The 12061-nt window shown below is 69.2% G+C and carries 12 protein-coding genes; 6 read left to right on the top strand and 6 right to left on the bottom strand.

Annotated features, from left to right (window positions below; all coding sequences use genetic code 11):
* Positions 1-222: 222 nt before the first annotated feature.
* Together OG963_RS36980 and OG963_RS36975 are read right to left on the bottom strand one after the other, a co-directional pair.
* A complete protein-coding gene (locus OG963_RS36980) occupies positions 223-1146 on the bottom strand; it encodes a hypothetical protein (RefSeq protein WP_371799863.1) in 924 nt (307 codons plus the stop codon).
* A gap of 341 nt (positions 1147-1487) precedes the next feature.
* Positions 1488-2402 (bottom strand): DUF3152 domain-containing protein, encoded by a 915-nt coding sequence (locus tag OG963_RS36975; protein ID WP_371799862.1) that lies wholly within the window; start codon positions 2400-2402, stop codon positions 1488-1490.
* A gap of 247 nt (positions 2403-2649) precedes the next feature.
* On the opposite strand from OG963_RS36975, the gene OG963_RS36970 reads away from it, so the two are divergent.
* The 3 genes from OG963_RS36970 (at position 2650) to OG963_RS36960 (ending at position 5518) form a co-directional block, all read left to right on the top strand.
* Entirely contained in the window at positions 2650-3339 is a 690-nt protein-coding gene (locus OG963_RS36970) for a response regulator (RefSeq protein ID WP_371799861.1), read from the top strand.
* 143 nt (positions 3340-3482) lie between these two features.
* Complete coding sequence (locus OG963_RS36965; protein WP_371799860.1) at positions 3483-4931, top strand: sensor histidine kinase; 1449 nt, start codon at positions 3483-3485, stop codon at positions 4929-4931.
* Entirely contained in the window at positions 4928-5518 is a 591-nt protein-coding gene (locus tag OG963_RS36960; RefSeq protein ID WP_371799859.1) for a hypothetical protein, read from the top strand. The genes OG963_RS36965 and OG963_RS36960 overlap by 4 nt, the downstream gene beginning before the upstream one ends.
* 68 nt (positions 5519-5586) lie before the next feature.
* Here OG963_RS36960 and OG963_RS36955 read toward each other — a convergent pair whose 3' ends face one another.
* The 3 genes from OG963_RS36955 to OG963_RS36945 form a co-directional block, all read right to left on the bottom strand.
* Entirely contained in the window at positions 5587-6576 is a 990-nt protein-coding gene (locus tag OG963_RS36955; protein ID WP_371799858.1) for a glutathione S-transferase family protein, read from the bottom strand.
* Positions 6554-8038, bottom strand: coding sequence for an MFS transporter (locus tag OG963_RS36950; RefSeq protein ID WP_371126469.1), 1485 nt, complete (start codon positions 8036-8038; stop codon positions 6554-6556). Before OG963_RS36950 ends, OG963_RS36955 begins: the two co-directional genes overlap by 23 nt.
* 146 nt (positions 8039-8184) lie before the next feature.
* Positions 8185-8631, bottom strand: coding sequence for a hypothetical protein (locus OG963_RS36945; protein WP_371799857.1), 447 nt, complete (start codon positions 8629-8631; stop codon positions 8185-8187).
* Positions 8632-8777: 146 nt separating this feature from the next.
* On the opposite strand from OG963_RS36945, the gene OG963_RS36940 reads away from it, so the two are divergent.
* The 3 genes from OG963_RS36940 to OG963_RS36930 all read left to right on the top strand — a co-directional run bounded on the left by OG963_RS36940 (position 8778) and on the right by OG963_RS36930 (position 10513).
* Positions 8778-9359, top strand: a complete 582-nt coding sequence (locus tag OG963_RS36940) for a helix-turn-helix domain-containing protein (RefSeq protein WP_371799856.1) — start codon at positions 8778-8780, stop codon at positions 9357-9359.
* A 14-nt stretch (positions 9360-9373) separates the two neighbouring features.
* Positions 9374-9937, top strand: coding sequence for a GNAT family N-acetyltransferase (locus OG963_RS36935; protein WP_093777596.1), 564 nt, complete (start codon positions 9374-9376; stop codon positions 9935-9937).
* A gap of 87 nt (positions 9938-10024) precedes the next feature.
* A complete protein-coding gene (locus tag OG963_RS36930; protein ID WP_093777594.1) occupies positions 10025-10513 on the top strand; it encodes a glutathione peroxidase in 489 nt (162 codons plus the stop codon).
* Between the two features lie 186 nt (positions 10514-10699).
* Here the strand turns inward: OG963_RS36930 and OG963_RS36925 are convergent, their stop codons facing one another.
* On the bottom strand, positions 10700-11926 hold the full coding sequence (locus tag OG963_RS36925; protein WP_030921974.1) for an acyl-CoA dehydrogenase family protein: 1227 nt from the start codon (positions 11924-11926) through the stop codon (positions 10700-10702).
* Between the last annotated feature and the right edge of the window lie 135 nt (positions 11927-12061).

The following is a 12061-nucleotide window of genomic DNA, read 5'->3' as shown; positions in this document are numbered from 1 at the left end:
CCTGCATCGCCGAGGTGATGTCCTGGATGAACAGTGGCAACGGATTCACCGCTACGGCCGGTTGCCGAACGGTGCGGGATCCAGACATTTTCTTCCATTCGATTGCGAGAGCGGGTGGTGCCAACGGCAGAACAGATCGCGAACGGTCCGGTGCCGTCGTTGTGGGCGGAGCTGTTCTCCCCGACTGCTGGGGACCGCTGCTCACCCGGTTCCGGCGCTGTCTCACCCCGCACCGGTGGAACCCGGCGCCTTCAGGAACTTCGGGAAGTAGGCGGCCCGGAAGTCCTTGCCGCACTCCAGGTCTTTCATCGCCAGGTCGATTTCCTTGGTGAGCAGCGGCAGAGCCTCTTCCTTGCTCATGGGTTTCTCGGAGGTCCCTTCCGCGGCGACGCCCGACCCACGGACGCCGACGGGAGCGGACATGGCCGCCTGGAGCTTCACCATTTCCCCGATGCTGGTCGGTTGCGTGGTCGTGACGGGGATGCCGTCCCTCTTCAGGCACGAGGCGTACGACTGCGCCAGGCCGACCAGCTTCTGATCACCGTTGAGTGCCTGCGCGTTCGCCTGGTTCCGGGAAGCGGCTGTGGCGCTCCGCTCCTGGGCCGATGCGGAGCCGTAGGCCTTCTTGTCGGCCGTTCCCATGCAACCGCTCCAGTCCTTTTCGCCGACCTTCGGGTCCGGGGGGCCTCCCAGCGCCTTGTCGTAGGCGGTCTTCTGCGCGGGAGTGAGCGTGGCGACGTACTCCGCGTTGGCCGAGGGCTTGGTCGCCGCCTCACTGCCCGGCACCTGGGGGTCGTCGGGGTAGACAACCGCCGCGGAGTAGCCGAAGCCGTATTTCTGCCGGAACTTCTTGGTCAGTTCGAAGTCCGCTCCGTCATGGGCCCAGGAGGACGCCACATCCATGGGAGGTTCGGGGGTATAGGCGAACCCCTGCTTCCTCATGCAGGACGCGATCGCGTTCTCCATGAGGTACTGCTTCTTGAGGTCCGCGCCGGCGTCCGCGGGAACGTCGAGTTGCCCCGACGATCCGGCCGGGGCCTTCCCGTCGTCCGCCGAGTGAGAAGCCGCCTCGGTGTCACAGGCCGCCAGCAGCGGCAGCAGACTGACCGCTACGGCCAGTTTCCGAACAGTGCGGGATCCAGACATTCTCTTCCATCCGATCGAGAGGGTGTTGATGTCCCGTGACAGGCCGTGGGGAAGCCGTGGGGAGCTTGGGATCGAGAGGCGCCGCCCCCCGCTGCTCGCACCGCCGGCATCCGGCTTTCTCCGCACCGGAGCACTGCGATGTGAGAGTCACCCGCCGGCTCTGAAGACCGGGGCGTTGTCACTGGGTCCAAGACTGGTGTCCGCAGGTGATGGCCACTGGTTCGGACCATGACCAAGCTGTAACGCCGGTTTCCGGCCCCCCGCCAGGTGTGGCCCCGACCCGGGCAGCGAAGCGCCGCGATCCGAGTGCGCACCGTCAGGGGCGCCCGGTCGCCGCCGGTTCACCTCGCGTGCGGCCCGGAGACGAAGTGACCGCTCTTGTCGTAGGGCCAGGCGTTGGCGATGCATCCGTGCAGGCCCTTGATCTGTTGCATCATGACGGGGGCCAGTTGCCCGGGCCCCGCGCAGGCCATGTGCGGGTGGCCCAGAGCGTGCCCGATCTCGTGATTGATGATCAGCGCCCGGTAGTCACTGATCGGACCGCCGAAGGTGGGCGAGCCCTTCACCCAGCGCTTGAGGTTCACGACCACCCCGTTGGGAATCTCGCAGTTGTATTCGCCTTCGGTGTCCTGGTGGATGCCCTCCCAGCACAGGGCGTCCGCCGTTCCCGGTGTCGCGATCTTCACCTTGAGGTCGTAGGGCTCCCCCGCACTCACCAACTGGAACGAGGAAACCCCGTTGTGGGTCCAGCCCCGGGGGGCGGCGAGTATGTCGGCGATCTCGTTCGCCGCTTGGGCGGGCTGGATGTCGAGCCCGGTCTCGACCTCCACCACGTAGCGGAGCAGATGCGAACCATGGCCGACCTTCTCGCCACCGGCACGTGCGGTGACGAACGTGCCGGTGCCCCTCGAGGGGACATCGATCTCGGTGGGGGTGGGGGTAGGCGTCGGGGTCGGCTTCGGCGAGCGCGTGGGCGTGGGCGTCGGGGTGCGGGTGACGACCGTGCTCCGCGGGCGCGGTGCACCGCTCGACGCGCCGCTTCGTCCGCCGTCCAAGAAGAACACCGTGGCGCCGAGCAGTCCGGCGGCCACCAGCACGCCGACCAGATAGCCCCGGCGGCCCGGACGGCCCCGGCGGGGGGCGGAGCGCCGCCGACGGCCACCGCGATGGGATGACCGGTGCTGACGGCCAACGCGGACGGAGGCCACGGCGCTGCTGGTGGGCGGTGCGGATTCCCGCTCTCGTGCCGAATACATGGCAGCTGAGACTGGTCAGGTCAGATGATCGCCATTGGTTCGGATCATCACGAAAGAGTAACGAGCAACTTTCCGGCAGCTCGCGTCGTTTGCGCCCGCAGGCCGGTTCGACAGGACTCTTTGCCCGACCGCACGCCGAGCGGAGACCGCCCACCCGTCCCCGTCCGTTGTGATCCTTCTGTAACAGCTCCCAGGACGGCCCCTCCCCCAGAACAGTTACCGAACACGATCTGTGCATACTGTCAAAGTGCCACGAGTCCTACTTGTCGAAGATGACCCAGATGTCCGCAAGGCCGTCCAACTGGCGCTGCGCCATCAGGGGCATGACGTATTCGCCGCCGGAACGGGTGAAGAGGGATTGGAACAGCTCCGCTCCTTCCATCCGGACGTCGTCGTGCTGGACCTCATGCTGCCCGGCATCTCCGGCCTCGACGTATGTCGGCGGATCAGGGATCGCGACCAGGTGCCGATCATCATGGTGACCGCCAAGGGGGACGACATCGACGTGGTCGTGGGGCTGGAGGCCGGCGCGGACGACTACGTGGTCAAGCCCGTGCAGGCCCGGGTGCTCGACGCGCGAATACGGGCCGTGCTGCGCAGGCAGGACGCGTCGGTCTCCGACGCCGTCCGCCCCAGGGCCGAGTCGCACGGCGAGCTGGTCATCGACCGGGCCGGACTGGTGGTGAAACACCGCGGTGAACCGATCGCGCTCGCCCCCTCCGAGCTTCGGCTGCTGCTGACCCTGTCGGCCTCGCCGCGACAGGTGTTCAGCCGCCAGCAGTTGCTGGAAGCGGTCTGGGAGCACAGCTACCACGGCGACATACGACTCGTGGACGCCTGCGTGAAGCGACTGCGCGGCAAGCTCGGGGAGCTGGGCGGGGATCCCCGGTACATCCAGACGGTTCGCGGCTTCGGTTACCGCTTCGGTATCCAGTGAGTGGCCAGGGATCCGTACGGGCGCGAGAAGGCGTACGGAAAGGCGAGGCCGTCGCAGCCGGGCAGGGATCCAGGCCGACGGGGTACCTTCGGACGGTCCTGGCGCAGGCACCGCTTGCGCTGCGAGGCCTCCGCTCCCGCCTGGTGGTGGCCTTCGCCCTGGTCGCCGTGGCCGGCGCCCTGAGCACCGGAGCCCTCGCCTTCCGGGAGGCACGCACGGGGGTGCTGCAACAGAGCCAGGACGCCGTCATCCGGCAGTTCCGGACCAGCGTCGACGCCGTGGCCGTCTACACTCCCCTGACGCCGAGCCGGTCTGACTTGCAGGCGGCGGTGGACCAGGTGCTCCACGCCAACCAGTCACAAGGGTGGCAGGTAATGGCCACGTACCGCAGCCTCCGCGCCTACTCGCCGGGTGACGTCTCCACCAAGCTGAGCCCGGAACTGCGCCGGTCCGTTGGAACCACACGTGCCGCGGTGTTCCAGCGGGTGAGCACCGACGGGCATCCCTTTCTCGTCGTCGGAATGCCGGTCACGTACAACTCCGGCGAGGGCACGGAGTCCAAGCTCTCGGGGCTCGTGATGTACCTGGTGGTGCCGCAGAACACCGAACAGGCCTACGTCGAAGCGACGGTCAGCGCCATCGAGCACGCCACCCTGGTGGCGCTGGGCCTCGCCGTCGTCCTGGCGCTGCTGGCCGCGCGCGGCGTTCTCCGTCCCGTGCGGGCGTTGCGCCGGGCCACGCGGCGGATGGCCGAGGGGCACCTCGACGTGCGGCTCGCCGTCAACGGCTCCGACGAACTGGCCGACCTCTCGCAGTCCTTCAACCACACGGCGGCAGCACTGGAGGAGTCGGTCGCGGAGTTGCGCCGCCTGGAGGCCCAGGCGCGCCGCTTCGTCGCGGACGTCTCCCACGAGCTCCGCACGCCGCTGGCGGCGATGTCGGCGGTCACCGACGTGCTGGACGAGAAGGCGCTGCGCCTGGACCGGGAGACCGGTGAGGCCTTGCAGCTCATCAGCGAGGGCACCAGTCGACTGAGCGTGCTGGTCAACGACCTGATGGAGATCTCCCGCTTTGACGCGGGCGCGGCGGAACTCAACCTGGACGAGATCGACTTGGCCGAGTTCGTACAGCACACCCTCGCCTCTCGGGGATGGCAGGGCCAGGTGGAGACCCGCCTGCCCCGACCGGGCGTGCTCAGGACGCGCGTGGACCCGCGCCGGCTCGACGTGGTGATCGCCAACCTGGTCGGCAACGCGCTGTGGCACGGAGCACCGCCGGTGCGGCTGGGCATGGGCGTGAGGAAGGAGCGGGCGGACATGGCGTGGGCCGTCATCGAGGTGACCGACAACGGACCGGGGATTACCGAAGAAGCCATGCCGCACATCTTCGAACGCTTCTACAAGGCGAGCACCACACGGACCAGAAGCGAGAGCAGCGGGCTGGGCCTGGCCATCACGGCGGAGAACGTGCACCTGCACGGCGGACACATCAGTGCGGCGAACCTGCCCGGGGGCGGCGCGGTGTTCACGGTCGAACTCCCCCTGCACCGCGACTCCGCGGCCGCCGACGACGCCACCGGGGGTGCCCGGTGAGGCGCTCGCGCGTGGCGGCGCTGCTGGCCGGACTCACGGCCGCGCTCACACTCTCGGCGTGCGGAGTCCCGCCCTCCGACGTCATCCAGGCCGGCGCACCGGCGAGCGGCATGGTCTCTCCCAGTCCAAAGTCCTCGGTGCCAACCGTCATCCCCGTCTATTTCCTGCACAAGGGTGATCTGACGCCTTATCTCCGCAAGATCGGCGACGCCGGGGACTTCGGGGCCGTCGTGCGGCTGCTGTTCGACGGACCGACCACGAGCGAGGCCGTGGCGGCCACCACGGAGCTGCCCCCTCTGACGGGTACACCGAAAGTGGCCATCGGCGACGACAGGACCTTCTCCATCCAGCTCCCCAAGGATGTCCCTCCCCTCAGCCGCCTGGCCATGCGGCAGTTGGTGTGCACGGTGGCTCACGTGACTCTGCCGTCTGCCGCGCCGGCCGGAGACGCGAATCGGGACGGTGCCACTGCGGCTCCTACCGTCGATACGCAACGCTCCCTCGCGCAGACGAGCGTCCACGTGGTCGGGGACGGATGGACCATGACGCAGTCGGACGACTCGTGTCCCGACCCCCTCCAGCCGTAGGAGGGGTCGGACACGGCCCCGGTATCGGTACCACCGGTGGAGATCGTCGTTCGACCGGTCCGTAGCCCCTACTCGGGTGGGGTGCCGTCGCCGAAAGGGCGGCCGCCGAGCTGCTCGCGATGGTGCGGCGTCCGCCAGTCGGAGAGGTCGGGGCCCAGGGGCACGATGCCGGTGGGGTTGATGCCCGTGTGCACCCGGTAGTAGTGCTGCTTGATGTGGTCGAAGTCCACGGTGTCGCCGAATCCGGGGGTCTGGAACAGGTCTCTGGCGTAGGCCCAGAGCACCGGGTTCTCGGTCAGCTTCGCGCGGTTGCACTTGAAGTGCCCGTGGTAGACGGCGTCGAAGCGCACGAGTGTGGTGAACAGCCGGATGTCGGCCTCGGTGAGCGTGTCCCCCACCAGGTAGCGCTGGCCCCTGAGGCGTTCGGAGACCAGGTCGAGTCTCCGGAACACATCGTGGTACGCGGCTTCGTACTCCTCCTGGCCGCTGGCGAATCCGGCCCGGTACACGCCGTTGTTCACGTCGCGGTAGACACCGCCCATCACCTCGTCGATCTCGTCCCGCAGCCGTTCGGGGTAGAGATCGGGAGCTCCGGGCCGGTGCAGCGCGGTCCACTCGGTCGCGAAGTCCAGGGTGATCTGCTGGAAGTCGTTGGTGACGAGCTTCCCGCTGGGCACGTCCACGATCGCGGGCACGCTGACACCACCGGCGTAGCCGGGTTCGCGCGCCTCGTACGCCTCGCTGAGATATGCGATACCGAGCACCGGGTCGCGGCCGCCCTCGTCGAGGGTGAAGCGCCAGCTGCGGTCGTCCTGGATCGGGTCGGCCACGGCGAGCGACAGGGCGTCCTCCAGGCCGAGGAGTCGCCGGGAGACGAGTGCCCGGCTCGCCCAGGGACAGGCACGACTGACGACCAGCCGGTAGCGGTCCGGCTCGACCGGCCAGCCGTCGCGGCCGTCGGCCGTGATCCGGTCGGCGAAGTGGCTCCTGGACCGCTTGAACGGCTTGTGTCCGTACGCTGCGTTGCCGTCCGGCTCACTGCCGGTGGGGGGGCTCATCGTGGTCTCCCTTCCAGTCGGACGGGCCGGGGACGGACAGGCCGTGGGTACGTCGCGCGTTCCGCCGGGAGATCCCCACATCGGTCAGCGCCAGGACGAGAGCGCCCAGCACGAAGGCGGCGGAGACGATGAGCCCGCTGTCGAACGCGCTCCTCCAGCCGGCGGCGGGAAGCCGCGCGAAGAAGACCGAGCCGACCGCGGCGATCCCGATCGCCGAGCCGACGCGCTGGCCGGTCTGGAGCGTGCCCGCGGCGCTCCCGCCGCCGACCACCGGCACCTGCGACAGGGTCAGGGTCAGGTTCGGGGCGATGACGAGGCCGCTGCCCACACCCGCCAGGAGCAGCGGGGCCGCCATCGCCCAGGCGACACCGCTACCCGGGACCAGGTGCACGGCGAACACGGTGCCGCCGAGACCGACGACCACCATGGACAGGCCCACGGCGACCAGCGGTCGCCCGTAGCGGCCTACCATCCGGCCACCTGGCCCGGCGGCGGCCGCCGCCCCAAGAGCGAACGGTGTGATGGCCAGTCCGGCCTCGAGGGCGGTGCAGTGCAGTCCGGCCTGGAGGTAGAGGGTGCTGATGAAGAAGATCGAGGTGAATCCGGCGAAGTACAGCAGGCTCAGCAGACAGCCCAGCCAGTAGGAGTGCATCCGGAACAGCGACATGTCCAGGACGGGCACGGTTCCACGCCCGCCGCACCGGGCCTCCCAGCAGGCGAAGACGCCGAGCAGCACCACGGCCACGGCCACCAGCAGCCACTTCCCGTCGCCGGACCACTGCTGTGCCTGGATGAAGGGCAGCAGCAGGGCCAGCACGCCCGCACCGAGGAGGAGTACGCCGACGGGATCGAGGTCCCTCGGCCGTACGCGGCCCGCTGCCGGTGTGTCCGGGAGTAGGCGCCGGGCGAGCAGGAAGCAGACGAGGCCGAGCGGCAGGTTGACGAAGAACACCCAACGCCAGCCTCCCTCCCGTCCCGCCGCCTGGATCAGCAGCCCGCCCAGCAGGGGGCCGACGGCGGTGGAGATGGCGACCACCGTGCTGAACATGCCGAAGGCGCGGCCCCGCTCCTGGCCGGAGAACATCTGCTGGATCAACGCGGAGATCTGTGGCGAGATCAAGGCTCCGCCGAGGCCCTGAACCACCCGGGCGACCACCAGCCAGAAGCTGGACGGGGCGGCTCCGCAGGCCACCGAAGCCAGCGTGAACACGGCCAGCCCCGCAAGGAACACCTCACGGCGCCCCCGGGCGTCGCCCAGCCGCCCGGCGGGGATGAGGAGGAGCCCGAAGGCGAGGGAGTAGCCGGACAGGACCCACTGCAGATCGGATTCCGGGCTCCGCAGGTCGTTGCGGATCGACGGCAGGGCGACGTTGACGATGGACACGTCCAACAGCGTCATGAAGCCCGCCACCAGGCACACGGCAAGTGCCTGCCAGCGGCGGGGGTCGAGCGCCGGGGCCATCTCGCTCTCGCGCCCCGCCGCGCCTCCCTGGGACGTTGCGCTCTCCGGCATGACTCGCACACTAGGCGGCGAGTCGCGATTCCTCACCCGGGACAGGGCCGACTGCCGTAACGCGTAACGGTCGCCACCCGCCGGGCACAGGCGGGTCAGGGCGTCGAGCTTTGCCCTGCTTCGCGGTGCATGCCCGTGCACAGCGCCCAGACGATGAAGATGTTGACGGCCACCAGCGCCATGGCCCACAAGGGGTAGTACGGCACCCACAGGAAGTTGGCGATCGCGCCCAGCCCGGCGACCAGAACACCGAAGTAGCGCGCCCACAGGGCTCCGGTGAGCACGGCGCAGCCGGCCAGGACGATGACGATGCCCAGGATGAGGTGGACCCAGCCCCAGCCCGCCAGGCTGAACTGGAAGACGTAGTGACGTGTCGCGACGAACAGGTCGTCCCTGGCGATGGCCGCGATCCCCTCGAGGATCGCCATCGCTCCACCGAAGATCATCAGGGCTGCCGCGAGGACGGTGGTACCGGACGTGGGCCCATGCCATGGGGCAGGTCCGGCGGTGCCCGCTCCGGGCTTGGTGGCATCAGTGGCCATGTCGGTCTCCTTGGGTGACGGAGCGGTCCGGCCGAGCAGGCCGGACCGGCGCGATCCCCCGTCTCAGCGTGGCACGACGGTTCTCCCTCGGCATTCCGGCCGATCCCACCCACAATCTCTCTCAGATCAGGGATACCATCTCCTATGTGAGAGAGACCGAAGGGGTGGAACCGACGTCGGTCGATGCCCGGCTGGCCGCCCGGCTGGGTGAGCTGCGCACCGAGCACGGCTGGTCCCTGGACGAGCTGTCCCGGCGCAGCGGCGTCAGCCGGTCGACGCTGTCGCGCCTGGAGCGCGGCGAGCTGAGCCCGACCGCCTCCCAGCTCGGGCGGTTGTGCGCGGTCTACGAGCGGACGATGTCACGGTTGCTGACGGAGGTGGAGGCGGAGCCCCCGCAGCTGGTGCGCGCCGCGCGTCAGCCGGTGTGGCGGGACGAGGCGTCCGGCTTCGTGCGCCGCTCGGTCTCGCCGCCGCATGCCGGCCTATGTGCCGAGATCATCGAGGGGACGCTCGACGCGGGCGCCGGAATCGCATACGAACAGGCGCCGGTGCCCGGTCTGGAACAGCACATCTGGGTACTGGAGGGAACGGTGGAAATCACCGTCGAGAACACCGTGCACACCGTGCGCGAGGGCGACTGTCTGCGGTTCCGGCTGCGCGGCCCTTCGCACTTCCACTGCCCGGGCCCCAGCCCGGTCCGCTACGCCGTGATGATCGTTCTGCCGTGAAAAGGACCCGAGTCATGACCGAAGCCACCCACTTCGCCGCTTCAACTCCTCACATCGAGATCGTCTCCGTCTCCGGACCCGAGCTGATCACGTACGCCGACGAGCTGGCAGCTCTCCTGGTGGAGACCGTGGACGGCGGTGCCTCGGTGGGATTCCTGGCGCCGCTCGACCGCGGTGCGGCCGCCGACTGGTGGCGGGGGCGTGCCGCCGCGGTCGACGCGGGCGACCAGCTCGTCTGGATCGCCCGGGACGGTGAGCGGGTGGCGGGAACCATCGGCCTGAAACCGGCCCCGTTGCCGAACGCCCGTCATCGCGCCGAGATCAGCAAGGTGATGGTGCGCCCGTCGATGCGGGGCCAGGGGCTCGGACGCTCGCTGCTGGCCGTGGCCGAGGGCGCGGCGGCCGAGGCCGGTCTGACGCTGCTGGTCCTGGACACCGAGACCGGAAGCTCCGCCGAACGGCTCTACCGTGCGGCCGGCTGGACCGAGTGCGGAACCATTCCGGACTACGCCGGCGACCCGGCCGGGACCTTGAAGCCGACCACGTTCTACTACAAGGCGATTCGGGCGGCCGGGTAGCCGGCTTCGTGCCGCTGAGGCCGTGGGCATAACAATGACCGGGAAAGCCGCTTGCACCGGATAAGACACTTACAAGGAGACACCCTCATGACTCTGTACGACATTCCCCTTCACACGCTGACCGGAGAGCCGACCACCCTCGGCACGTATCGCGGCCAGGCGGTCCTGCTGGTGAACGTCGCGTCCCGGTGCGGGCTCACTCCGCAGTACGCAGGCCTGGAGCGGCTTCAGAAGACGTACGGGGACCGTGGATTCACCGTGCTCGGCGTGCCGTGCAACCAGTTCGCGGGCCAGGAGCCGGGGAGCGCGGAAGAGATCCAGACGTTCTGCTCGACGACGTACGGGGTCAGCTTCCCGCTGCTGGCCAAGGTCGACGTGAACGGTGACGGACGGCACCCGCTGTACGCGGAACTGACGCAGCTCGCGGACGCGGACGGCGAAGCGGGCGACGTCCAGTGGAACTTCGAGAAGTTCCTGATCTCCCCGGCCGGCGAGCCGGTGGCCCGCATCCGCCCCCGCACGGAGCCGGAGGACCCGGAGCTCGTGACGGCGATCGAGGCCCTGCTCCCCGCCTGACGGGGCGCATCGTGCCGGGCGGGCTGAAGTTCAGCCCGCCCGGCACCCTGACCCGGCCGGGCACGGAATTCAGCCCCGCCGGACCGACCTCGACAAGCCCACCGGGCGCGGAATCAAACCCGTCCGGCGATTGAGGACAGAGGGGCCGGAGGCCCCGCAGACCACCCCCGCTCACGCGGCACCGCGCTAGCGAATCGGCATGCCCGACAGCGTGCGCGCGATCACCAGGCGCTGGATCTCGCTCGTGCCCTCGAAGATGGTGTAGATCGCCGCGTCCCGGTGCATCCGCTCGACCGGGTACTCCCGGGTGAAGCCGTTGCCGCCGAGGATCTGGATCGCCTGCGCGGTGACCTTCTTCGCCGTCTCACTCGCGTACAGCTTGGACATCGAGCCCTCCGCAGACTCGAACGGCTTGCCCGTGGTCGCCATCCAGGAGGCGCGCCAGACCAGCAGCCGGGCCGCGTCGATCTGCGTACGCATGTCCGCGAGCTGGAACGCGATGCCCTGGTTGTCGATGATCGGCCGGCCGAACTGGGTACGGGTCCTGGCGTAGTCGAGCGCCACCTCGTACGCCGCCCGGGCGGTGCCGACCGCCATCGCGCCGACCGCCGGGCGGGACGCCTCGAACGTGGCCATCGCCGCGTTCTTCACACGCTCGCCGCCGGACTGCGCGCGTTCACGGGCCCGCGCCATGCGCTGGTCCAGCTTCTCCTTGCCGCCGAGCAGGCAGTGCCCGGGGACCCGGACGTCCTCCAGGACGACCTCCGCCGTGTGCGAGGCCCGGATGCCGTGCTTCTTGAACTTCTGGCCCTGCGAGAGGCCGGGGGTGTTCGGCGGCACGATGAAGGAGGCGTGGCCCTTGGAACCGAGCTCCGCGTCGACCACGGCGACGACGACATGGACATTGGCGATGCCGCCGTTGGTCGCCCAGGTCTTGGTGCCGTTCAGCACCCACTCGTCCTTGGCCTGGTCGTACACAGCCCGGGTCCGCATGGAGGCGACGTCCGAGCCCGCGTCCGGCTCGGACGAGCAGAAGGCGGCGACCTTCACATCGTTCGCGTCGCCGTACATCTGAGGGATCCAGGTGCCTATCTGCTCCTCGGTGCCGTTGGCGAGGACGCCGACGGCCGCCAGGCCCGTACCGACGATCGACAGGGCGATGCCCGCGTCGCCCCAGAACAACTCCTCCATCGCCATCGGGATGCCGAGCCCCGTCGGGTCGAAGAACTGCTGGGCGTAGAAGTCGAGGGAGTAGATGCCGACCTTGGCCGCCTCCTGGATGACGGGCCAGGGCGTCTCCTCACGCTCGTCCCACTCGGCAGCGGCCGGGCGGATGACATCCGCGGCAAAACCGTGAAGCCAGTCACGGACCTGCTTCTGGTCGTCGTTGAGCTCGAGCGTGAACTCGGCCATGTTCCCCTCCATGCATTACCGTAAAAACAAGTCGTTACTTGCGGTAACGGCAGTCTGTTACCGACTAGTAGCCTGTGTCAACCGGTCGGGCTCCGTTCGGCACCACCGCTGGGCAGAGTGTTACGTTGCGCGTGC

Origin of the sequence: Streptomyces sp. NBC_01707, from assembly GCF_041438805.1 — a bacterium.
GTDB lineage: Bacteria > Actinomycetota > Actinomycetes > Streptomycetales > Streptomycetaceae > Streptomyces.
This window is presented reverse-complemented; position numbering and strand designations above follow the sequence as displayed.

Bases quoted from the DNA above. Each gene is read 5' to 3' on its own strand.
- OG963_RS36980 (WP_371799863.1), bottom strand. From the start codon at position 1,146: ATGTCTGGATCCCGCACTGTTCGGAAACTGGCCGTAGCGGTCAGTCTG.
- OG963_RS36975 (WP_371799862.1), bottom strand. From the start codon at position 2,402: ATGTATTCGGCACGAGAGCGGGAATCCGCACCGCCCACCAGCAGCGCC.
- OG963_RS36955 (WP_371799858.1), bottom strand. From the start codon at position 6,576: ATGAGCCCCCCCACCGGCAGTGAGCCGGACGGCAACGCAGCGTACGGA.
- OG963_RS36950 (WP_371126469.1), bottom strand. From the start codon at position 8,038: ATGGCCCCGGCGCTCGACCCCCGCCGCTGGCAGGCACTTGCCGTGTGC.
- OG963_RS36945 (WP_371799857.1), bottom strand. From the start codon at position 8,631: ATGGCCACTGATGCCACCAAGCCCGGAGCGGGCACCGCCGGACCTGCC.
- OG963_RS36935 (WP_093777596.1), top strand. From the start codon at position 9,374: ATGACCGAAGCCACCCACTTCGCCGCTTCAACTCCTCACATCGAGATC.
- OG963_RS36930 (WP_093777594.1), top strand. From the start codon at position 10,025: ATGACTCTGTACGACATTCCCCTTCACACGCTGACCGGAGAGCCGACC.
- OG963_RS36925 (WP_030921974.1), bottom strand. From the start codon at position 11,926: ATGGCCGAGTTCACGCTCGAGCTCAACGACGACCAGAAGCAGGTCCGT.